The sequence below is a fragment of the Bifidobacterium sp. M0353 genome (assembly GCF_016100645.1).
In the GTDB taxonomy this organism is placed as follows: domain Bacteria; phylum Actinomycetota; class Actinomycetes; order Actinomycetales; family Bifidobacteriaceae; genus Bombiscardovia; species Bombiscardovia choladohabitans.
Genome location: NZ_JACFSB010000001.1, coordinates 636,341 through 658,726 on the forward strand (window position 1 = coordinate 636,341; position 22,386 = coordinate 658,726).

Genomic DNA, 22,386 nt, shown 5'->3' on the forward strand with positions numbered 1-22,386 from the left:
TCAGTCTTCGGCCTTCTCGTCGCAGTAGTCGCAGCGGTAGACCCCGGCAGCATCCAGGTGGAAGCGCTGGTCCACGCCGGTCTCCACCGTGGTCACACAACGGGGGTTGACGCAGGTGATGACGTTGACCAGGTGGCTTGGGCGGTCAGGCTGATGCTTGCTGACGATCCTGCCCTGCCGGACCACATCGACGGTGGCCTCGGGCGCGATGAAGCCCAGGGCGGTCAGATCCAGGTCCCCGGTCTGCTCGATCTTGATGATGTCCTTGGACCCGTACTTGCGGCTGTCCGTATTCATGATCAGGGCCAGCCGGGTCTTCGCCGGGTCCACACGCAGGTAGTGCAGGACCTTCAGGGCCGTGCCCGCACGAACGTGATCGATGATGATGCCGTCAACAATGCTGGTGACCTTCATGCCGCCACCTCCTTCCGCTCGCGGTAACCGGGCAGCTCGTCGCCCAGCAGGGCGCTCTCCAGGGCCATTCTGACCAGCATGCCGTTGCGGACCTGCTGGAAGTAGGCCGCACGCGGATCATCGTCCACTTCCACGGCGATCTCATTGACCCTGGGCAGGGGATGGAGGATGGCCATGTCGGGGCGCGCACCCCTAAGCTTGTCGGCATCCAGAATGTAGGTGTCGCGCAGACGCAGGTAATCGTCCTCGTTGAAGAAGCGCTCCTGCTGGACACGGGTCATGTAGAGCACGTCCAGGTCCCCGATGACCCCGTTCAGGTCCCCGGTCTCCCGGTAGGTGCAGTCGGCCGAGGAGCGGATCCTCTCCAGGACGTATTCGGGGGTGCGCAGCTCGTCGGGGCTGATCAGGACGAAGTCCACGTGGCCCAGGCGGCAGAGGGTGGTGATCAGGGAGTGGACCGTGCGGCCGAAGGTCAGATCCCCGCACAGGCCGATGGTCAGGTGGTTCAGCCGACCCTTTCGGGCGCGGATGGTGGCCAGGTCGGTCAGGGTCTGGGTCGGATGCATGTGCCCGCCGTCACCGGCGTTGATGACCGGGACCGTGGCTGCCTGGGAGGCCACCAGGGCGGCACCCTCCTTGGGGTGGCGGATGGCCACGATGTCGGCATAGTTGGAGACGGTCTTCAGGGTGTCGCTGATGGACTCCCCCTTGGAGACGCTGGCCAGCTGGGCACCGGCGAATCCGATGACCTGGCCGCCCAGACGGAGCATGGCGGTCTCGAAGCTGAGCCGGGTGCGGGTGCTGGGTTCATAGAAGAGCGTGGCCAGGACCCGGCCGTCGCAGGTATGGGCCACCTGACGGCGATGGGTGTCGATGTAGGCCGCCCGATCCAGCAGATCCAGGATCTGGGTCATGGGAATGTCGTCGAGGGTTACCACACTTCGCCCACGAAGCGGAACGACGGCGGAAGAGGTGTTGGATGCGTGATCAACTTGTTGGGACAACGGCTCACCTTCCTCAAGGTGGCCACCTTATGTGACCTGAACAAGCATACGACCCCGGATGGACCCAGGGTCAACCGCCGTAGAAGAGCCGTTCCATGACCTGCCTGCAGCGGCGCATGGCCGCCAGCAACTCGTTGACGAAGTGCTGGCCCCGGTGGGCCGGGTAGCCCAGGCAGACCGCGATGCCTCCCAGCACCTGCCCGTCGTCAGGCAGGATGTCCGCCTGCGATACCCTTCCGGACCAGAGGAAGTTGGCGTTGCGGGCTGCCGTGCAGAGCACCCAGCTGCGGCGCAGTGCCTTGGCATCCTTGGCCTCGATAAGTCCCGACGCCTCCAAGGCACCCAAGGCGGTCAGCGTGCCGGTGACCTGCAGCTCAGGCAGGTCGTGGGCGTGACGCAGCTGGAGGAGCTGGACCGTCCATTCCACGTCAGACAGCCCTCCCCGGCCCAGCTTCAGGTGTCGGTCCCGGCGCACGCCACGCGGCAGCCGCTCAGCCTCCATCCGGGCCTTGAGACGGCGGATCTGCCCCAGCTCCTCCTCGTTGGGCGGCTGCTGAGGGTAGCGCAGCGGATTGGCTGTACCCTCCAGAAAGTCCTTGGCCAGGCCGACATTTCCGGCTGCGAATCTGGCCCGGATCAGGGCCTGATGCTCCCAGGTCTCCGACCATTCGCGGTAGTAGCGCTGGTAGGAGTCCAGGGAACGCACCAGAGGCCCCTGGCGTCCTTCGGGGCGCAGGTCGAAGTCCAGGTCGATGCCTGGTTCCAGACTGGCCGGCCCCGCCAGAACGGCCCGCAGGTCAGCGGTCACTCCACGCGCGAATTCCGCCGCCTGGTCCTGGCCGGCACCCGAGGCCGGACGGTAGATCAGCATGATGTCGGCGTCCGAGTTGAAGTTGACCTCCCTGCCCCCATAGCGACCCATGCCGATCACGGCCAGATCGGCTGGCGCGCTAGCCTGTTCCGAACGGTGGTCCACGGCCCAGTCCAGGGCGGCATTGATGGCCGCATCGTAGACATCGGACATGCCCGCCAGGCAGGCCTGCTGATCGTCCACCCCGCTCATCCAGCCCAGCCCGATCCGCTCGATCTCCTGGCGGCGCATGGCACGGACCGCAGTGGAGAACTCCTCCAGCGAATCCGCATGGCGGGTCCGATAAGCTGCGGCGCGCTTGTCCAGGGTGGCCCGATCACGGGGGATCATGTCCTGGTCATGGCCCAGCCAGGTCACCGATTGGACGGAGCGGGCCAGGGCGCCGGACAAATAACGTGAGTTGGACAGGACGTGGCAAAGGCGGCGGGCGGCCGAGGTGGAGTCACGCAGGAAGCCCAGGTAGGTGCTCTTGCCCCCGAAGTGCTCCTCAAGGGTTCGCCAGCCCAGGAGTCCCATGTCAGGGTCCTGTCCCTCCCCCAGCCACTGGAGGACGGCGGGCATGAGAATACGGTTGATTCGCGCCGACCGGGTGACCCCTGTGGTCAGGGCCGTGACGTGGCGGATGGCTGCATCGGGATCCGCAAAGCCGATGGAAGCGAACCTGGCCCGGGCCGCCTGGGGGCGCAGGCTGACCTCGTCCTCGTCCACCTGGGCGTTGATGGGCAGCATGGGACGAAAGTAGATGGCCTGGTGAAGGTTGCGGACTTCGATTCTGGTGGCCTGGTATTGGGCCAGCATCTGGTCGGCATGCAGGCCGAAGGCCCGGGCCAGCCGCCGCAGATCGCGGTTGCTCTCCAGCTCCTCCAGACTGGGCGGCCGCTGGCCGAGGGTGCCTGAACGGTAGATTTTCGGAAAGAGGTGGGTGCGGCGCAGCTGCCACATCTGCAGACGATGCTCCATGACCCGCTCAAACCGATAGTCATGGTCCAGTTGGTCGCCGTGCTTGCGTGAAATGTAGCCGCCGAGTGACAGGGCCTGCAGGGCATCCAGGGTGGCCGGGCAACGCAGGTCCTCGTCGCTGGAGCCATGGACCAGCTGGAGCATCTGGACGGTGAATTCCACGTCCCGCAGTCCGCCCTGGCCCAGCTTGATTTCACGCTCCTTGCGCCCTTCGGGTATCAACCGTTCCACCCGCTGGCGCATCCTCTGGCAGTCGTATACGAAGTTGGGCCTCTGACAGGCTCCCCAGACCAGCGGCTCGATCATGGCCGAATAGTCCTGTCCCAGGGCCTTGTCGCCGGCAACCGGACGGGCCTTGAGCAGGGCCTGGAACTCCCAATTCTCGGCCCATTGGGCATAATAGTCGGCATAGGAGGCCAGACGGCGCACCAGGGGGCCGTCACGACCCTCGGGTCTCAGGGCGGTATCGACCTTCCAGAGCGGCGGCTCGGTCGATCCGGGGATGACCGCCTGGCAGACCCGCTGCAGGAGGACGGCCATGGCAGTGCCCACGGCGATGGGATCGATCCGGCTCGTGTCCGCTCTCGATGCCGGCTCCACCAAGTACATGAGATCCACATCGGATACGTAGTTGAGTTCCTGGGCGCCCAGCTTGCCCATGCCGATGACCGTCAGACGACATGAATCCGCGTCGGGAATCTGCCGGCAGGCAATGCTCAGGGCCCCTTGCAGTGCAGCGTCGGCCATATCGGACAGGGCCCGACTGATTGCCGGCTCCAGCGCAAGGGGATCCTCGGCTGCCAGGTCTCGGGCCATGACGGCAGCCAGCTGCAGCCGATATTCGGACCGCAGTGCATCGGCATAGGCCACAAGGGTAGGTGAGGTTTCCGAATCCTTCTCCACCCTGTCCAAGGCATCCAAGACCCGCTTCTGCCTGGTTTCCGCCGGGCAGTCAGCCAGGTGATCGGGGTCCAGGGCGGCCGCCTCCACCAGGTCCGGTCGCGAGCGCATCAGTCGGCCCATGGCCTCCGAGGCTCCCAACACCCTGATCAGCGACTGGGCGGACCCTTGGTTTCCCTGCGGGGATCCGGAAAGAAAGTTCGGCCGGGCTACCTGTGGATACTGCTCCATAATTCGTATCAGCCCTGCCAGGGCTTCATCGGGATCGCAGGCCCGTCCCAGGGCTTGGACCAGGGTTTGCGCCAGATTCTGGTCGTCCACGAGGCGGGCAAGCCGATCCAGCCGAACCCGGGCCTTGTCCAGGTCGTGCAACCCGAGGTGGATCAGGGTCGAAGTGGTCGGTCGCACCGGATCTTCCATGAATTATCCCCTGCCTTTCCTCAGGCTCCGCGACGACTCTGATATCTGCGGAACCGGTACAGGCATTATAGGGGTGACGGTCGTCAGCCCCAGTTGGACCAGCATGGCAATTCCGAGTTTGTATGAATAATGGCTTATTCGTCAGCTGGCGATTTTGTCGATTCTTTAACAACAACGATGCGCCGGTTTCCCGCAAAATCGATAAAATCTTGTGCGTAAGGAGAATCAGCCGAAGGTGTTCCATAAGCACCCGTGCCCTCCGCTTCCAAGGAATTACGCCACGGAAGGCACCATAGCATTCGAGTAGTGAACTGATTCGCTTCCAAGGCGGAAAGCAGATAGCCTGTCCAAGGACGGGAATCGTATAGATCTTCCCCATCTCTTCCATTGTTAAGTCTTGAGGCAAAAGCTCCTGGAGAACCGATTTCCGTAGCAGCCGCAAGCTTTCCCCGCTCTTCGGCGAGACGTCCGACCAGGGTGAGCATAGTAATAAGCTCCTCATGCTGCTTTGTTGGACTTTTGCTTGAATGATGCTGATCCATGTCCCAATAATCGTCGATTCCGAGCACATCGACATAGTCGTCTCCCGGATACCCGTACAGATATTCCTCTGTCCTAGCAGTTTCATTGGTTAGGTCTATTCTGCTGCGATCCGGGGAATAGGCATACAGCACATGGTGAATACCGCAGCTATTCCTCAAATAATCAATACTCATTCGCCATAATTGCCTGAACTCCTCTTCTGAGGTGTCAGTTGCTTGCATGGGGGAACCGAGGGACCACCAGAACCAGGTGCCATTGTGCTCATGAAAAGGCCTAAACACCACAGGAATCGGTAAGTTGTCGTCATCGGTCAAAGAGTTGAGCATCGTAGCCACACGGTCAAGCCAGTCAAGAAAGCGCCCATGGCAATCGCCTCCCGGCAGCACTGCACGAACAGAGCCTGGAGCTATATTGCTACCGTATCCACCGCCGGTGACCGGGTTTACCGAGTGCCATGTGAGGGTGGGAATTGCACCGATATTGTTTGCATGCAAAACCTCTTGATGAATATGGGCAAAAGAAACATCATCGATATTCTTTTCCCAACCCAATTCAATACGCCCCAGATCAAACCCCCAAATGGCGGGGTATGCTCCCGTAAGAGTCTCAACATCACTGTCGCATTCGTGCATGCGTCGGCATAGTGTGGTGTCCTGGTGGCCGAGCATTGTTTTCTTCCCGGTCAATCGCCTTAAACGCGAGTACAGACTTAGTAATTGATCTGTTGGATGGCTATCGATGGGCGACCCTATATGATGCATATCTCCTCTTTCCAGGCAGTTGCTTTATCGATTAGAGCCTCTGAACCGACGCCATGACTAAGGTCATAACAAGAACAGACATCCAACTATGGCAAAGTCGCACAGATGAATCGGTTCAGTTATACTGAAATATAGCATCGTAACCAGTGATTTACCTATTTGACTTCTTATTGCTGAGTCTGCCGTGACTCCTGAGAAGCTACAGAAAGGAGGATTGCATTGACTGCACCGAAAGAGCACCGTTCCAAAGCTGTGGATGCCTTGACATCGTCTCGAGTGAGGACTGGAGGCCGGATCGCCGTTTTGCAATCGCTTTCAGGGAAAAAACGCTGGTCTTACTTTGTCGATCATTTTTTGATTCTAATTATCGCGATCATCACCATATGCTGCTTGTTAATCTGGCTGATCATGCACATTCTGAACCCGGCTCCCGGCCCCAAGCTATACGTAGCTCTTGTTGATCATCCCATAGAGAGTGCAGAAGCAGATGAAATGAGCTCGCAAGCAGCAATGACCCTGCATATGAAAGCAGATGATAATTCCGGTTTGGTTGTCGATGACGGGTTTGATTTTTCGCGTGATGGTCTTCCTAAACTTCAGACCATGCTCAGTGCCGGTACTGTCGATGTGATCATTGCACCAAAGAGCACCTTCGCTCGGTTGGCCAGTTATGGATATATGAGTGATTTGAGCCAAATTTTCCCGGATAAGCAGTTTGGCAAACAAGCGCTTTTGCCCGGTCCGACAGATGACGGCCAGGACGACGACGCAGAAGCCTCAATGAACAAAGGCCCGGTAAAGCCTTATGGTTTAATGTGCGATTCCATTCAAAATCAGCGCTGGCAACCACACCAGGAAAAGAAAGCGAAAAGCACGGATTTGCAAAGGCCAAACAGCGCATCGTCTGATCAAGCAGTCATTGGACTGGCAGTGAATAGTCCTCACATGCATGATGCTGCACGGTTCGCGAAGTTTGCGTGTGGAAGGTGAACTGATGGCATCTATGTTTCGACAGGACAGCCCATATAATACCGTAATGTCAACCCTCGGAGACTTAGCTATACTCAATATTTGCTGGATCATATCCTGTATACCCCTGGTTACCATAGGTGCAGCCGACACAGCCTTGTACACCCAGATCGACCAACTTCAAACTGGCCGCGGAAGCCATATGATCAGACACTTCTTCCGTGGCCTGATTAAAAATAAGTTACGATCATTCAAATTGACGATCGTGATGGTATCCCTAGTCTTTTTGACCGGCTTTGACCTATGGTATTTTTCCAACGGAATGATTGGCTCTGATTTGTCTTCACTGGCTTACGGCATCGTTGCGACAACTTCTTTTGTGTTAATGGCGGCTGGTTCATTCGTGTTTCCGCTAGCCGCTCGGAGCGACGCAAAGGCTATGCAACTGATAACAGCATCAGCGCGGCTGGCCTTGCTGCATCCCTTATATGCATGCGCAATAGCCGCTTTGAAGCTATTGCCCCTGATACTCGTGATCGTTGCACCTGACGCGCTTCCTGTCATTGGGATTGTATGGAGCGTTGCGGGAACAGGTGTCACAGCGTATATTACGAATGCAATTTTACTCCGGGTTGCTCCTCGACCTGCACCATAATCGTAGAACATGTGATTGAATGACCAGTCTTGTGTCTAAAGAGTCAGTGGATTCTCAGGGGGCCACTCGACTGGCGGAAAATGAGACTGCTATCATCCTCTCTTTGAGAACGGACTGTGTCTCCGGCAATCAAAGCCAGCATCATTTGAGCTGCTTTCCGACCTCGTGCCACAACGTCGCGGTCCAGTGCTGTGATACTAGGCAGGCCGACCTCGCACATAAAGGAATTGTTCCATGAAATCACCGAGAGGTCGTCAGGGATGCGCAGCCCCATATCCGCAATGGTCTTGAGCGAAGAAAGCGCCATTACATCGCTGTCATAAACGATGGCAGTCGGCCTTTCAGGTAATTGCAAGAATCGTTTCGTGCTTGCTCGTGCTTCATCAGGCGAATAATCAGTGTGAAAACAACTATACTGCAAACCTAATTCCGCTACTTCCTCGACAAAGGCATTATCTCTGATGAAAGTATGCTCCAAAGTCTCGGGTCCAGCTATTCTTGCAATCTTGCGATGACCTATTTCATGCAAATAATCAACAATAAGATGAGCTGCACTCTGAGCATCGTCAGACAAAGACGGCAACCCATCAGCAATTGAGACATCGCACAAAGCCAGCACAGGCATATCAGGGTGACGCTTGAATAAAGCCATCCGTGGGTCGCCCAGCTCCAGGTTCATGATCAACGTGGCGTCAACTGCACCGGCACTGATCCATTCTTTGAGAATAGCCACCTCCTGTTGCCGACTTTGCGAGGATCGCAATAATAAGGAATAACCCTTCTTCTCCAGCTCTGTCGTCAACCCGGCGATAAGTTCCATTGTGTAGGACTCGACTGAAAGGATACCGGTATCGTACGTAAGCACGAGTCCCACATTGTGGGTCTTGGCATCGGAAAGCGCCTTGGCCGCGCTGTTAGGCCGCCATCCGAGATGTTCGGCTACGTCCAATACCTTTCGCCGTGTTTTGCTTGAAACACCAGGTTTGCCGTTGAGAGCATAGGAGACAGCACTGTTGGAGACGCCAGCCTCGTGGGCCACATCAGAAATAGTCACTTTCGACTTCGGCAATACCATGCTCTGTTCTCCCGTCAATGCATAGTTTGGAAAGGAGGGCGAATGCAGACCCGTGCACTTAATGCAGCACGTACGAAGATATTCTAGTAGCCCAAGATTCACCGATGGCATTCTCGCAAATCATTGGCGCAACACAGCACACGTTTTTGGACGAAAACCCGGGGATCCACTTTCTTTCGCGAAGCTATATGCCAGTTCAGACTTTCTCCCGGAAGCAAAGACACCATTCCACCATCGATTGAAGCTGAAGAATCAATTTTGTCAACCATGCAGAAGATATCGCGAGCGTACGCATTGGCCGTAATCTTCAAAAGATATCCATCTGTGCACTTTTTTGCCTCTACTGATAGAGGATTGGGATTCAAACGCTGATCGATCACTTCAGCAAAGTCGTAAACGGTTCTGGCAAATGTCGTATCACAGAACTCCTGACCATTCGGCGCAGCCACAAGCAGCTCATTATATGGATCGGAGCAGGTTGCCACTTCGTCGTTCAGCAAGAGGGTCCTTTTACTCAGCCGTTCTGAATCGACGTGGAAAACCTGCTGCGCTAATACAGTTCCCCCTAAGGTACGTCGTTCAACCTTCCAAGTCATATGGCGGTCACAGATGCTGTCGTTGATCAGCACGAGAGCGAGGCTGTCTGGATCCACCTGGGAACCCTCCCAGCTCCGATCCTGTAGCCTCTGATCGGAAGTCCATGGCTGAATTGTCGCAAGGCAGGGAGCGAAGCATGAGCGCGCCACAAACCAAAGCGGTTTTTTGTGCCCGTCGTAGTCTATCGCCGACCAGGAAATAACCGGCCAATCATCGTTGAGCTGCCAAATCAGTGTTCCAGCATTAAGCGGTTCCAATGACCTCATGTGTTCCAGCCCGAAACGAATTGCCTGCCCTTGTTGCAACTGGCAGGCCCAGTGCCAATCCTCCAGATCACTCCAACGGTCACTGGGGATTAACCAATTTCGTGAGCCATCCGAATCGTAAGCGATGTCATCAAATTGTCCTGGAGTCAAATGGGACCGCATGCCCTTTGCCAGTTTTTCATTACCGGACGAGGCTTTTTGGTGGGCCAACATCTGAGGAGAGGACGGCCCAGGCTGAGGATCGTGGATTACTCTCATCAAAGTGCTCCAGGCAGGAGGGGCTTGGTATCCAAATTCATCAGCGAAACGAGGACGATAGGCGCGGTATCGATGGTAATCAGCATTGTTCCATACATCCCAGATATGCATGGTGCCATCCGTATCGGCATTGGCGTCCACAAATGGAGTGAAACTCATGGGAGAACTTGGTAGATAAACCCGAGTATTATCCAGTCTCTTCAGCAGTTTGGGCAGTAGCGTAGAATAGTAATAATCTCCCCACCCCTTTTCGCCATAGCCGTATGCGTTCTTCGGTTCTTGATCGTCGTTCAAGGCCTGTTTGAAACCACCCCATTGCGCATATGCGACATAGTTTTCATTAGAACCATTCCATACAACCAGACTCGGATGCGGGCATAATCTGCTTATCTGCTGTATTGCCTCAGTTTCGACTTCTTGCCGCATTTCGGCTGTTTCTGGATAAGCGGCGCAGGCAAAAGCGAAATCCTGCCAGACCAGGATTCCATACTCATCTGCTAGATCATAAAATTCATCTGTTTCGTAAATGCCACCTCCCCATGCTCTGACCATGTTGGCGTTTGATTCGACAAGATCTTGGAATCGGGCTCGATATGCCGCTGAATCCGCCCTCGAAATAAACGCATCCAGAGGCACCCAATTGAATCCTCTTGCATGAATTGGAAGCCCGTTGATATATAAGCGGAAAGGACGTCCATTCTTATCTGCCCTGGTATCCACCGTAACCGTACGAAAGCCGATTCTTCCCTTCCATTCGGCCGTTCCGACACGCACACACAGATCGTATAGAGGCTGTTCCCCGTACCCGCGTGGCCACCACAGCATGGCTTCAGGAACCTTCAAAGTCGAAACCAGTTCAGAAACTCCATAGGCAATGGTTCCCCCCACAGCCTTTCTCGTCCCATGACCTTCAACCGTCAGTTGATATTCCATCGGAACATTCTCCGAAGGCGGTTGCTTGTCTGACAGAGACGTAGAAAGTCCAGCCCAGTCGAGATCCACATGAACCTCAGCAACGCCGGTGCCATCATCCTGCACCTGAATGGACGGACGCACGGCTCGGATTCTTGTCTGTGACCAAGAATCAATGCCGATTGGCCTCCATATACCAACTCCGGCCACATCAATGCCCCAATCCCAGCCAAATTGGAAAGCCGGCTTGCGCAGTTGATTGAATGCGTGATGCTCCGTATGCGGATAATACCCGATAAGCCTTTCGCGCTTTTCAGACTCTCGAACAGGCGAATTCAGAGTAACGACCAACGTATTTATGCCTTGTTGCAGAAAACCGTCAACATTCCACCGGTAGACGCAATGGAAATTCCTGCCGGTCCCCAGAACACGGCCATTGAGTTGCACCAAAGCCACGGTGTCTAATCCGTAGGCCGCCAAATCATGACATTGCTGATCATCTTCATGCCATGAAAAATGACAAGTGTATTGCCAATCAATATCGCCAATCCACTGTTGCATCCGCTCATTGTCGCCATCAAATGGATCGGGTATCAGCCCCGCCCTCAGAAGGTCCAGGGTAACCTCCCCCGGTACTTCTGCAGGAAGACCCTCACGCAGTCTTTCTCGAAGATTGGTAGGAGCCTTTTCGGGATTGAGTGCCCGCACGATCCAATCTTTGTCGAGTGATAGGAAACGCGCAGAATCACCTGATGAGTGCAACTGTCCAGACGTCATTATTTTCCTTTTCCACGGCTAGCCGGTTTATACCCGGCCACTGAAATTTTCATAACCGAGGCACAAATTAATTGATCTCGTCGCCTCTGCATCAACATCTATGTTTTGTTAGGGAGAGTGATTTACTCCTTGACTGCTCCAGCTGCTATACCGGTGTATATCTGCTTTTGGAAAAGCAGGAACAACACAAGCATCGGAAGCAGAGTCAGAATCACTCCTGCGCAGATAAGATTGTATTTGCTCCCCTGCGGACCAGTGAAAGTATACAGCGCTATGGCAACGGTCTTCAAATGCGCACTTTGCAGATACAAGTTTGCAGCATAATACTCGTTATAGACCCCAACACCTTTCAGAATGACGCAGGTAACGATTGCAGGCTTAAGCAACGGCAACAGGATCTTTGAGTAGACGGTGAAATATGAAGCACCATCCACTATCGCGGATTCATCCAAAGAAATTGGAATATTCTCAAAATACTGTATAAAAACGTATATGGAGATCACATCAGTGCCCATCGACATGATGATGTATCCCCACAGCGAATTGACTGCGTGCATGCCAACCATCATTTTATACAGGGCCACCTGCATTGCAATGCCGGGCAAGAGAGCAGCCACAGTAAACAACCCCCTGATAAGAGTATTGCCCGGAAAAGTGAATCTGCTCAGAACGTAGGCAAGCTGCGTGCCAATCAAGGTAGTACAGACTAAAACGACCACAAGAATAATAAACGAGTTCTTAAAGGCGTTACCCATATTGGAGAGATTAAAAGCATTGATATAGCTTTGTATATTGAACCAGTTCTTTGGCAACTGCGTAACTGTGGTTGTGGCGTATTCCTTATCTGTCTTGGCCGCGGTGATCACACAGCTTATCAAAGGCAGCATAAACCAGAAAGCCAGGAATATCAGTATTGCATATTTGAGCACATTGAAGACGGCATCCTTGAGGACCGGTGGATTCGCTCGGGATCGACCTAGTTTGCCGATGGTCGCGGTCATCTTTTTCATCTGCATCACTGCCCCCGTTCCAGGCTGTAAGCCCTCTGTCTTCTACCATTTGTAAGCAACGGCGCCTTTCCTGCAGCGATGCGGTTCCTTTGACGCTTGGCACGGCGGGCACGCCTTTTCGCTGCTTTAACCCCATCATCCTGATTGCGGAAAAGGAATTTGAACAGAATCTGCTGTAAAAGGGCGAATATCAAAATGACAATCAACAAGACAACAGCCATGGCCGAGGCCAAACCTACTTTTTGATTTGTATGTGCTATGCGGTCCATAAGCACGAAATAACTTCCTGTGCCGTTGGCCCCAGTGGTTATAACGAATGGAATCTCAAAAACGCTCAAGGCTCCAGTAACCGACAGCACGACATTCAAAACCAGGATTGTTTTGATGCTCGGAAGAATTATATGTAGAAATTGCTGAAACTTATTGGCCCCATCTATTTCGGCAGCCTCATAGAGCGTCTGATCGATTGACATGATCGCTCCTATGAACAGGATCATGGTTTGGCCCATATACCGCCACACAGAGGCACCCACCAATGACCAGTTGTTTATGGACTGATCCTTAAGCCAATATGGCAGGCTGTTCAAGCTGAAACCGCACCATTGAAGAACGCTGTCGAATATGAAACCCCTTGTGTAGAAGAATTTGAATATAAAGCCGACAGCTATCCCATTAATGAGGTAAGGAAAGAAGAACAAACCCTTAAAAAGATTGCCGCATCGTACCCGAAAACTCAGTATGGTTGCAAGATACAATGCCAGTGAAATATGAAGTACTGACCCCGCCATGTAATATAAGCTCAGTTTCAGAGAGGGCAGTATGTCCGGCCTTGTCACAATCTGGCGATAATTCTGCAACCCTACCCAATGGGGAACACCAATATACTTCATGCGATAGAAACTGAAGCCAACCATTTGCCCGAAAGGCAGATAAGTGAAAACAACAAGAAGCGTCAATGGAATGGCGCAAAAGGCCACGATAATGATGCCCTTTCGCCAATCAAAGGGCCGCTTGTTGTCCGGAACTTCAGGAGACAGCGAAGATCCAACCATTGTTGCTGTCATAACTCCTTCTTCCTCGATCTGTCCGGACTGCCGACGGTAAAGTGCCGTCGGCAGCCTCTTGATCAGCATGGATACTTACTTGCCTGCTGTGTCATACTGCGCTTCGATACCTTCGGTCTCCAGAGCATCATTCCACTTGGAATTCCAATCCTTGACCAGGTCATTGTATGGTTTGTCATGCTTGGAAGCATGCTCAACAATGGCTTGAATTCGCGCATTGCCGCCCGCATTAACAGCGAGCTCCGAGTCAGAATTCAAAGTATTGAACAGGTCCTCTTCGCCTTTGACAGCTGGCTGGTCCTCGACAAAACGAACATCAGCGAATTCCTTGTAGGCATCAGGCATGCTCTTGTCAGATTGCGCTGTAGGTATGCCTCCCTCGTTCTTGGCAAAGCCGGAAAGCTCGGTCATCCATTTGATGAAGATCATGGATGCCTCTTGGCGAGTCTTGGACACATGGCTATTGATGCCGTATGCATAATCCCCGGCAGAAACGGTGTATTGCTTGTTTTTGACGCTGATCGGGAATGGCATATAACCGATATCGTCCGGATGGTCTGCAGCATTCTTGCATTGTGAAACCGCCCAGGCACCTAGAACCATTGTGGCTATCTCGCCTCTGTTGATTTTGGCTTTGCTTGACTCCCAGTCGGTCGTAGAATAATCATCTTCGGTCAAGCCGTCTGAAACAGCATCATAAAGAATCTTATAAACATTGTAAGCGTGGGTGTCATCTCCCGGATCAGAGAACGGATTTTTGGTGTGCAACAGCTTCTGGTTCATATAACGCCCATCTCCAGTGGCGTTGACGCCAATGTAGCCGTCCCAAGCTGCCATGGTCCAACCTGCGGCATAATTAGTATAAAGTGGTATAGCCTTTGTCTTCTCTTTGATAGCTTTCAGGGCCTGTATAAATTCCTGAGGCGTTTTTGGATTCTCACTAACCCCAGCTTCTTTGAAGATTCGTTTGTTGTAGACGATCCCCAGACCGTTTCCATTGCTCGGCACGCCATACACTTTCCCGCCATATTCAGATGCATTGGACCAACGAATCAACTTTGACATCTCCTCTTGAGCGCCAAAGGGTAGGAAATATGTACTCAGATCAGAACGATCCACTGCAGGTATCATCATCATGTCGCCCCAATCCTTGCCCTGCAGCCTCGTCAGGGCATCGCCGGCATAATTGGTATCGGTTTCAACTTCAACGGAGATGTTTGGATACAGCTTGTTGAAATCAGCGACGTACTGCTTCCAGTTTTTCCCAGGATAAGTATCAACAGACATGTCTGTTTTGTGATTAAAAAGCTTGATTTTGGTGTGAATATCCTTTCCGGTAGTACCGAGTTTGATGGATGAGTAATTCAGTTTTGTCGCTTGGGCATTTGAATCATCAGCTCCGTTTCCTCCGCATCCGGACAAGGGCCAAAAACATAAGCCGGCCATGGCTACTGCAATCAACTTGCGTGCATTCTTCATTGAAATCTCCTCGTTGAAATCCACTGATATTCACTTATGCGACATTTTGAGCGGTTCCGATAAAGGCCACCTATTGGCCTTATTGGAAATAGTTCAGCATCGATTCATTCCTGAATCACATGAATGGAGTCGATACTTGACAAAATATCAACCCATGGTCTTTTTGTCAACCGGTTAAGTTCATTTCTGCAAACCTGCTTATTGCTCGGTTATTGCGCACTCTAAAATCATCCCCAGCAAAATCGCTGCAATATGGTGCAAACAGTGAAAACATCCAGCCGTTCATTTCCTGGCATTCAGTTATAAAATGCCGGCGATCCTACCTTATTGCATTTTGCTACAATGAATCGGTTCAGTTATTATTTAATTGATAAACACAAACAGTGAGGTTGCATGCCGTTCGACCTCGAGACGAACACGACGGTTGCTGTCTGTCATCGTCGAATGGCGTTGGGATGAGAGGCGTTGTCATTGAGTGATAGCTATGCGAAGCCAAACGAGGCGAACACACTTCGACTTATAAAGCCAGCAAACAAGTCTTTAACATACATGGGCAGGGTGGACTGGAAGGCTGATCAGTGCCCATTATGGGTCTTTCCCTATACGCAGGTCAGGTTCAGATTCACTGGCAAGTACCTTGGTGTCCGGCTGATAAACGCACGCCAATATGGAACCAGCTGTCTGGGCGCATTCATAGATGGATTTGAATATCGAATAGACCTCGTGCATTGTCCTTCACAAAGGAACGTGCCTGTCGCAGATCAAGATTTTGTCTGGCCTGACTCAGCTGTATCGCCATATTCGGTTGAAGTAACCATAGCTGACAACCTGCCTGACATCGAGCATGAAGCAGTAATATTCAAACGTCAGGATGGACAGCATTATCTTAAGTTAACCGGAATCATGCTTGAACAATCAGCAAAACTGTATCCTGATAAAGAACAGCCGTCAGAACGAAGAATGGAGGTCTTCGGAGATTCAATCGCTTGCGGAGAGCGCAATGAAGCCAGCCTGTATACAGGCCGCGAGGATCCATCAGCAGATCTTAGTTCATATAGTAATGCTTGGTATTCCTTCGCCGCTATTGCCGCAAGATCGCTGGGGGCACAGCTCCATGACGTTTCACAGGGCGGGGCCGCTCTGCTTGATGGCATTGGCTGGTTCCAGGCACCACAATCCATTGGCATGGAGAGTATCTGGAATAAAATTGAATACAATTCGTTTATCGGTCCTTGCAAACCCTGGGATTTTTCACAATACCAGCCGCAAGTGGTTATTGTTGCTCTCGGCCAGAATGATGCTCATCCAAGAGATTTCATGGCTCAAGACTACTCAGGATCGCAGGCTGAACATTGGCGGCAGAGCTATGCAAAGTTTCTTCGGACTCTTATGGAGATTTATCCTCGAGCACAAATCATAACCGCTACATCCGTCCTGGCCCACAATGAGCATTGGGACCGGGCCATAGAGGAGACATGCCGCGAGTTAGGCCGATCTTGTATTCACCATCTTGTATATCGTCGCAATGGCATTGCCACAAGCGGTCATCCGCGTATAAGCGAACAGCAGGAAATGGCTGATGAGCTTGTGGCTTTTATTCAGGATTTGGGCAGCAGAATTTGGTGACAGAAAAGGCTCTGATGACAAACGAGCATTACAAAAATACAAGTGGTCCGAAGGGATGGAAAGTGTCTGCAACCGACTTCAACCATCATAAATTACAGCTTGCTGCCATCTTCACTGATGGTGCAGTCCTCCAAAGTTCCAAACCAATCCCGATTTTCGGATGGGCTTGCCCGGAAGACACAGTCCACATTGAATTAACTCCGACCAATTCGGATCGATTGAGCGGATCAATCAGCGCAACCTGTCGGGTCGAAACCAGCGGAAAATGGCTGGTCGTTCTTCCACCATGCCACTCTGGTGGGCCGTACAGCCTCTCCGTTCGCACTGAAAAAGAGTGCGTTAATCTGAAGAATCTGATGATTGGTGAAGTATGGCTGGCTTCGGGTCAGAGCAATATGGCATTCAACCTGGCGGATAGCGCCGACGGAGCAACTGTTGTGGCTGAAAGCCAGGACCCATTGATGAGGTTTTATCAGGTTCCTCAGACTGGTCGTATTGACAGGCAGGCAGAAGCCCAGGCATGTTGGAACTGCTGCGATCCGAAAACAAGCGGACAAATGTCTGCAGTGGCCTACTACTTTGCCCACAAGCTTCGCAAGAGTCTCTCTTCAAAGACCGCAGTGGGAATCATCGATTGCTATATAGGCGGTACTTCAATAGCCGTCTGGCTTGATCAAGAAACCTTGCGATTCTGTCCGGAAGGCCAGGAGTATCTGGATCGTTTCAGTAGGACAGTATCGGGCCGCACTGACGAAGAGCTGGAAGCTCAAGCCGAATCGTGGCAATCAAGCTTTGATTCGTGGAACAAACGGGTATCGGGAATACGGCAGGCATATCCCGGGATATCAGACGAAGAGATCACCTCGGCATGTGGCCAATGCCCGTGGCCGCCCCCAATGACCCGACATTCTAAATATCGTCCAACAGGGGCTTTCTCCTCTATGCTTGAACGGATAGCCCCCTATGCTCTAGCAGGTATCCTTTGGTACCAGGGAGAAGAAGATGGGCCATTTAGCTCGACTTACCAAACTTTGCTTGGATTGCTTATAGACCGATGGAGGTTGTTATGGCAGCTACCGGATCATACGATAAGCACATTTGATAGTGCTGCGCAGAAAAAGCTGCCGTTCTTTATCGTCCAATTGCCCCAGTGGTCGCCCTCACAAAGTGAAGACCAAACAGTAACAGACTCCGATTGGCCTTGTATCAGAAAAGCGCAATTGTCAATGAGTCAGGCCAGGGGTGCTGTGCATACAATTTGTTTGATTGATTGCGGAGAGGAACATAACCTGCATCCGAAGGACAAGCGCACTCCAGGTGAGCGTTTGGCAGTTCATGCCCTTCATTGGGTGTACGGTCAACAGGCACTACCGATAAATGGGCCGAGTCCACTCACGCCGAGAAAAATTGATCCAGTCCATCTGTCTCTGACCATGGTTCACGCTGCTGGTCTGCGCTTTAGTGCGACCATTCCAGGGTTGCGGCATGCTGAGATTGCTCATCCCTCTGATTGGAGAGAGGCAGGAGAATCTGGTTTTGAAGTGGGAGGACCTGATAGACGATTTTATCCGGTTGCGGCGAAGATTCTACCGTTTTCAGGAAAGCAATCCTGCGTGCCATTAGGGCAATCCCGTCAACCAATCTGCAGACAAGACGACCGCAGAATCATCATATTGCCATTGAACAAGGTCAGAAATCCACGATGGCTTCGTTACGCCTGGCATGGATGGGGGCCGGCACCATTGATGAATGATGCCGACCTTCCTGCTCCGCCCTTTTTTAAGGCAATATCTGTAGCTGATGAATAGACCAAGGCGACTTCAATAGAAGGAATTCATCACCGCTGAGGGTCTGCCGCCTCCTCCTTGGCCCCCGCCTGATGGAAGAGGTGACGGACGTTGTGCCAGATGCGCCGGGTGACACCGGAGTGGTTCATGGAGTAGAGGTGGATGCCGTCCACCCCGTGGGCCACCAGGTCGGCGATCTGCTGTGAGGCGTAGATGATGCCCGCCTCGCGCAGGCTGGCCCGGTCGTCGCCCCAGCGTTCCAGTATGGACTCGACAGCCGCCGGGATCCGCGCCTTGCAGACCTCGCTCATGTGCCGGACCTGGCCCTCGTTGGTGATGGGCATAATGCCGGCCTCGATGGGCACCTGGATGCCGGCTGCCCGTGCCCGGTCCAGGAAGTCCAGAAAATCGGCGTTGTCGTAGAAGAGCTGCGAAACAAGGTGGTCCACACCGGAATCCACCTTGATTTTCAGATTCTCAATGTCCTCCTCGGGCGAGGCGGCCTCCGGATGGGTCTCCGGATAACAGGCTCCGTATATCGACAGGTTGGGCCGACGCGACCGGATGTAGGCGGCAAGGTCGCTGGCATGGTCGAAGACTCCGGCGGGCTCACGGCCCTCCACGCTGTCGCCGCGCAGGGCCAGCACCGCTGCCACCCCGGCGTCGTCGAACATGTCCAGGGCCTGGTCGATCACCTCGCGGTCCGCATACTGGGCCGTCAAGTGCGCCACGGCAGGGATGCCGTACTCGGTATGGATGGTCTTGGCTATGCGGGCCGTGGCTGTGCGGTCCGAGCGCCGACCGGTCCCGTAGGTCACCGAGATGAAGTCGGGCATCAACCCTTCAAGCCCATCCAGAGTGTCGTAGATAGTGCCCACCGGGGCATCACGCTTGGGGGGAAAGACCTCCAGGGAAAAGATAGGCTCATGCATGATCCGACTCCTGACTGGACGATAGTTCCGCACGCACCTGATGGGCGGCGGCCACCATGTGCTCCAGGCTGGGCCAGGTCTCCTTGTCGCCTCGGGTCTTGAGTCCGCAGTCGGGGTTGATCCAGACCTTGGCCGCGTCCAGCTTCTTCAGGATGGCATGGATCCGGTCCACAATCTCCTCGGTGGAGGGGATGCGCGGCGAGTGGATGTCGTAGACGCCGGGGCCTGCCTCGGTCTCGAACTTGGCCTCCTGGATGGCATCCAGAACGGTCAGGTCGGAGCGGGAGGCTTCGAAGGAGATCACATCGGCGTCCATGGCATCAATGTCCTTGATGATGTCGTTGAACTCCGAGTAGCACATGTGGGTATGAATTTGCGTCGTTGGTTTGACGCCGGAATGCACCAGCCGGAAGGCGGGAATGGCCCAGTCCAGGTATCGGCTGTGCCAGTCGGAGCGCCTCAGTGGCAGCTTCTCGCGAAGGGCAGCCTCGTCGATCTGGATGATGCGGATGCCCGCGGCCTCCAGGTCCAGGACCTCGTCTCGGATGGCCAGGGCCAGCTGGCGGGTCTGCTGCTTGTGATCGATGTCTTCGCGGGGCCAGGACCAGTTGAGAATGGTCACCGGCCCGGTTAGCATCCCCTTGACCACATGGTTGGTGCGGGACTGGGCGTAGGAAGACCAGCGCACCGTGATGGGCCGGGCGCGGGAGATGTCCCCCCAGACGATGGGAGGCTTGACGCAGCGGGTGCCATAGGACTGGACCCAGGCATTCCGGGTGAACAGGTAGCCCTTGAGGTTCTGGCCGAAGTACTCGACCATGTCGTTGCGCTCGAACTCGCCATGGACCAGCACATCCAGGCCGATCTGCTCCTGGTGGTCGATGACCTGGTCAATCTTTCGGGCGATGAAGTCGTCGTAGTCCTCCTGGCTGATCTCCTTCTTGCGCAGGCGGGCACGCTCGGCGCGGACCTCGGCGGTCTGGGGGAAGGAGCCGATGGTGGTGGTCGGCAGCAGGGGCAGACCCAGCTCCTGTGCCTGGATCCTCTGGCGCTCGGGCCGGGCCGGGGTACGCACAAAGTCCTCGTCCTTAAGGCCGGCCAGGCGCTGCTGCACCTGGGGGTCGGGCTGGACGCGGCTGCCGTCGAAGAGCTTCTGGTTGTCGGCAAGGGCCTTGCTGGAGCGGCGCTGGTCCTCATCGGCATCGGCCAGCCGGGCCAGGTCGTGCAGCTCGCCCAGCTTCTCCAGGGCAAAGGCGAAGTGAGGGCGCACGGTGTCGGCATCCAACCCGTCCTCGTCGGCCACGGTATAGGGCACGTGCAGCAGTGAACATGCGGTGGACACCACCACGTTCGGGGTCACCTGGTGCAGGGCATCCAGCAGGCCCAGGCTGACTGCGTAGTCGTTACGCCAGATGTTGCGGCCGTTGACCAGGCCGGCGAAGATGGTGGTTCCCTCCGGCACGCCGTGCTCCTTGAGGGCGGCCAGATTCTCATCCCTGCCCTCGACCAGATCAAGGCCGATGCCGTCGAAGCCCAGGTCAGCCAGCCGGGCATAGCAGTCGCCAATATGGCCGAAGTAGGTGTTGAGCAGAATACGGACCTTGCCCTGACCGCTCTGGCGGGCCTTGAGAATGGGCCCATAGAGGGTATCGAAGAGGTCCTGGTCGCCCGGTTCCTTGTCCAGGACCAGATAGGGCTCGTCCAGCTGTATCCAGTCGGTGCCAAGGCCGATGAACCGCTCCAGTATGCTCGAATAGGCCTTGGCCAGGTCCTGGACCAGTGCCGGGTCAGGATCCAGCAGCTCGCCCTGGGGGCCGCGTGCCAGCTTGAGGAAGGTGTAGGGGCCGATCAGCACGGGCTTGGCGGCGATGCCCTGCTCGCGTGCCTCCTGGAACTCCTTGAAAGGCTTGTCGCCCTCAAGGGCGATTTTGGTATCCTGGTCGATCTCGGGCACCAGATAGTGGTAGTTGGTGGTGAACCACTTCTTCATGGGCAGGGCGGTCACGTCACCCTGCTCCCCCTGGTAGCCCCGGCCCATGGCGAAGAGGGTGTCCTCGGGGCCCAGGCCCAGCTTCCGATAGCGCTCGGGCACGACGCCCAGGAGGATGGAGGTATCCAGGACCTGGTCGTAGTAGCTGAAATCGTTGACGGGAATCAGATCGACGCCGGCCTTCTGCTGAAGCTGCCAGTGCCTGGCCCGCAGATCGGCGGCCGTGCGCCGGACCTCGTCCAGATTCCGTTCGCCCTTCCAATAGCCCTCGATGGCCCTCTTGAGTTCGCGGTGCGCGCCGATGCGCGGGAATCCGGACACGGATGTAATCGCTGCCATGAAACCTCCCAGTTTCGTCCTGATGTCTTTGGTCAGCCTATCAGCGGCGCAGGGAGGCGGGTAATTGGTGCAAATAAGGTGTCGCCATAACCTGAATCGATAACGACATGACAGCAGCCACGGGATTACTGGTCGCTAAGACTGCCTAAGGAGGATTGCCAACGGCTTGTTCTGCCGGTCAGTCTTCAAGATCCTGGGGGCCCAGAATGCCAAGCAAACGGGCCTGGTGGGTTCCCCAGTCGGTCAATGGTCGCTCGGAGCCCAGCAGGACCATGGTGGCCGGCGGCAGTCCAAGATTGAGCAGGTCCAAGAGGTCGGGGTCGGAGTTGTCCTCGGCCAGCCACTGTGAGCAGATAGACATGGTGGGCTCATGACCCAGGATCAGGACCCGGCGGTCACGGTCCTCGGTCTGTGCCAACTGGTCGAAGACCGCCTGCATGCCTGATTCATAGAGGGATTCCCGATAGTCGACACGCGGCCCGTCCCCCAGGGGCTTGAGCATGGCGTCCAGGGTCTGACGGGCCCGTGGCGCACCCGAGCAGATGATGCGGTCTGGCACCAGGCCCAAAGCAGTCAATCCACGGCCCATGATCCGGGCCTGCCGCTGGCCACGGTCGGTCAGCTGGCGGCTGCGATCGCCCTGTGCCCCCTGGCGTTCGGTCTTGGCGTGACGCATGAGCATGAGGGTTCGGCTGCACCGCCGCAGATCCTCGGCCTTCAGACCCTTTCGCAAACCCATGCATGCTTCCTTTCCCGACGATCTCATCAGTCGCCCTT

General features: G+C 54.9%; 16 protein-coding genes and 1 pseudogene. 5 read left to right on the top strand and 12 right to left on the bottom strand.

Features of this window, described 5'->3' with window-relative positions:
* From H3V04_RS02520 to H3V04_RS02535, 4 genes are all read right to left on the bottom strand, one after another.
* Window positions 1–414 (bottom strand): aspartate carbamoyltransferase regulatory subunit, encoded by a 414-nt coding sequence (locus H3V04_RS02520; RefSeq protein ID WP_198187100.1) that lies wholly within the window; start codon window positions 412–414, stop codon window positions 1–3.
* The gene (gene pyrB, locus H3V04_RS02525; RefSeq protein ID WP_198187101.1) at window positions 411–1,418 is read right to left on the bottom strand and encodes an aspartate carbamoyltransferase; all 1,008 of its coding nucleotides are present in this window, start codon (window positions 1,416–1,418) and stop codon (window positions 411–413) included. Before pyrB ends, H3V04_RS02520 begins: the two co-directional genes overlap by 4 nt.
* Window positions 1,419–1,488: 70 nt before the next feature.
* Window positions 1,489–4,569, bottom strand: a complete 3,081-nt coding sequence (locus tag H3V04_RS02530) for a bifunctional [glutamine synthetase] adenylyltransferase/[glutamine synthetase]-adenylyl-L-tyrosine phosphorylase (RefSeq protein WP_198187102.1) — start codon at window positions 4,567–4,569, stop codon at window positions 1,489–1,491.
* A 134-nt stretch (window positions 4,570–4,703) separates the two neighbouring features.
* Complete coding sequence (locus H3V04_RS02535; RefSeq protein WP_198187103.1) at window positions 4,704–5,873, bottom strand: glycoside hydrolase family 26 protein; 1,170 nt, start codon at window positions 5,871–5,873, stop codon at window positions 4,704–4,706.
* 219 nt (window positions 5,874–6,092) lie between these two features.
* Between H3V04_RS02535 and H3V04_RS02540 the strand changes: the two genes are divergently transcribed.
* Both H3V04_RS02540 and H3V04_RS02545 read left to right on the top strand, forming a co-directional pair.
* The gene (locus H3V04_RS02540) at window positions 6,093–6,863 is read left to right on the top strand and encodes a hypothetical protein (RefSeq protein WP_198187104.1); all 771 of its coding nucleotides are present in this window, start codon (window positions 6,093–6,095) and stop codon (window positions 6,861–6,863) included.
* Window positions 6,864–6,909: 46 nt separating this feature from the next.
* Window positions 6,910–7,497, top strand: a complete 588-nt coding sequence (locus H3V04_RS02545) for a YesL family protein (protein ID WP_198187105.1) — start codon at window positions 6,910–6,912, stop codon at window positions 7,495–7,497.
* Window positions 7,498–7,540: 43 nt separating this feature from the next.
* Here H3V04_RS02545 and H3V04_RS02550 read toward each other — a convergent pair whose 3' ends face one another.
* The 5 genes from H3V04_RS02550 to H3V04_RS02570 all read right to left on the bottom strand — a co-directional run bounded on the left by H3V04_RS02550 (window position 7,541) and on the right by H3V04_RS02570 (window position 14,935).
* On the bottom strand, window positions 7,541–8,572 hold the full coding sequence (locus H3V04_RS02550) for a LacI family DNA-binding transcriptional regulator (RefSeq protein ID WP_045935402.1): 1,032 nt from the start codon (window positions 8,570–8,572) through the stop codon (window positions 7,541–7,543).
* A 98-nt stretch (window positions 8,573–8,670) separates the two neighbouring features.
* Window positions 8,671–11,382, bottom strand: a complete 2,712-nt coding sequence (locus H3V04_RS02555) for a glycoside hydrolase family 2 protein (protein ID WP_198187106.1) — start codon at window positions 11,380–11,382, stop codon at window positions 8,671–8,673.
* A 122-nt stretch (window positions 11,383–11,504) separates the two neighbouring features.
* Window positions 11,505–12,392: a carbohydrate ABC transporter permease gene (locus H3V04_RS02560; RefSeq protein ID WP_198187107.1), complete on the bottom strand. Its 888-nt coding sequence runs from the start codon at window positions 12,390–12,392 to the stop codon at window positions 11,505–11,507.
* Window positions 12,393–12,397: 5 nt separating this feature from the next.
* Entirely contained in the window at window positions 12,398–13,456 is a 1,059-nt protein-coding gene (locus H3V04_RS02565) for a carbohydrate ABC transporter permease (RefSeq protein WP_198187108.1), read from the bottom strand.
* Between the two features lie 75 nt (window positions 13,457–13,531).
* A complete protein-coding gene (locus H3V04_RS02570) occupies window positions 13,532–14,935 on the bottom strand; it encodes an ABC transporter substrate-binding protein (RefSeq protein WP_198187109.1) in 1,404 nt (467 codons plus the stop codon).
* Between the two features lie 549 nt (window positions 14,936–15,484).
* Here H3V04_RS02570 and H3V04_RS10520 point away from each other — a divergent pair.
* The 3 genes and pseudogenes from H3V04_RS10520 to H3V04_RS02580 all read left to right on the top strand — a co-directional run.
* Window positions 15,485–15,682: pseudogene (locus H3V04_RS10520) on the top strand (hypothetical protein); the annotation flags it as partial.
* Entirely contained in the window at window positions 15,683–16,561 is an 879-nt protein-coding gene (locus H3V04_RS02575) for a GDSL-type esterase/lipase family protein (RefSeq protein WP_373564680.1), read from the top strand.
* Entirely contained in the window at window positions 16,558–18,369 is a 1,812-nt protein-coding gene (locus H3V04_RS02580; RefSeq protein WP_198187110.1) for a sialate O-acetylesterase, read from the top strand. The genes H3V04_RS02575 and H3V04_RS02580 overlap by 4 nt, the downstream gene beginning before the upstream one ends.
* 29 nt (window positions 18,370–18,398) lie before the next feature.
* Here H3V04_RS02580 and metF read toward each other — a convergent pair whose 3' ends face one another.
* From metF to H3V04_RS02595, 3 genes are all read right to left on the bottom strand, one after another.
* Window positions 18,399–19,280: a methylenetetrahydrofolate reductase [NAD(P)H] gene (gene metF / locus H3V04_RS02585; RefSeq protein ID WP_198187111.1), complete on the bottom strand. Its 882-nt coding sequence runs from the start codon at window positions 19,278–19,280 to the stop codon at window positions 18,399–18,401.
* Window positions 19,273–21,609 carry a 5-methyltetrahydropteroyltriglutamate--homocysteine S-methyltransferase gene (gene metE, locus H3V04_RS02590; RefSeq protein WP_198187112.1) on the bottom strand — a complete coding sequence of 779 codons (2,337 nt, stop codon included), beginning with the start codon at window positions 21,607–21,609 and terminating at the stop codon, window positions 19,273–19,275. The genes metF and metE overlap by 8 nt, the downstream gene beginning before the upstream one ends.
* 178 nt (window positions 21,610–21,787) lie before the next feature.
* Window positions 21,788–22,348 carry a histidine phosphatase family protein gene (locus tag H3V04_RS02595; protein ID WP_198187113.1) on the bottom strand — a complete coding sequence of 187 codons (561 nt, stop codon included), beginning with the start codon at window positions 22,346–22,348 and terminating at the stop codon, window positions 21,788–21,790.
* Between the last annotated feature and the right edge of the window lie 38 nt (window positions 22,349–22,386).

Excerpts from the sequence above, each read along its gene's own strand:
- H3V04_RS02520 (WP_198187100.1), bottom strand. The coding sequence starts at position 414 with ATGAAGGTCACCAGCATTGTTGACGGCATCATCATCGATCACGTTCGT.
- H3V04_RS02530 (WP_198187102.1), bottom strand. The coding sequence starts at position 4,569 with ATGGAAGATCCGGTGCGACCGACCACTTCGACCCTGATCCACCTCGGG.
- H3V04_RS02535 (WP_198187103.1), bottom strand. The coding sequence starts at position 5,873 with ATGCATCATATAGGGTCGCCCATCGATAGCCATCCAACAGATCAATTA.
- H3V04_RS02545 (WP_198187105.1), top strand. The coding sequence starts at position 6,910 with ATGTCAACCCTCGGAGACTTAGCTATACTCAATATTTGCTGGATCATA.
- H3V04_RS02550 (WP_045935402.1), bottom strand. The coding sequence starts at position 8,572 with ATGGTATTGCCGAAGTCGAAAGTGACTATTTCTGATGTGGCCCACGAG.
- H3V04_RS02555 (WP_198187106.1), bottom strand. The coding sequence starts at position 11,382 with ATGACGTCTGGACAGTTGCACTCATCAGGTGATTCTGCGCGTTTCCTA.
- H3V04_RS02560 (WP_198187107.1), bottom strand. The coding sequence starts at position 12,392 with ATGAAAAAGATGACCGCGACCATCGGCAAACTAGGTCGATCCCGAGCG.
- H3V04_RS02565 (WP_198187108.1), bottom strand. The coding sequence starts at position 13,456 with ATGACAGCAACAATGGTTGGATCTTCGCTGTCTCCTGAAGTTCCGGAC.
- H3V04_RS02570 (WP_198187109.1), bottom strand. The coding sequence starts at position 14,935 with ATGAAGAATGCACGCAAGTTGATTGCAGTAGCCATGGCCGGCTTATGT.
- metF (WP_198187111.1), bottom strand. The coding sequence starts at position 19,280 with ATGCATGAGCCTATCTTTTCCCTGGAGGTCTTTCCCCCCAAGCGTGAT.
- metE (WP_198187112.1), bottom strand. The coding sequence starts at position 21,609 with ATGGCAGCGATTACATCCGTGTCCGGATTCCCGCGCATCGGCGCGCAC.
- H3V04_RS02595 (WP_198187113.1), bottom strand. The coding sequence starts at position 22,348 with ATGGGTTTGCGAAAGGGTCTGAAGGCCGAGGATCTGCGGCGGTGCAGC.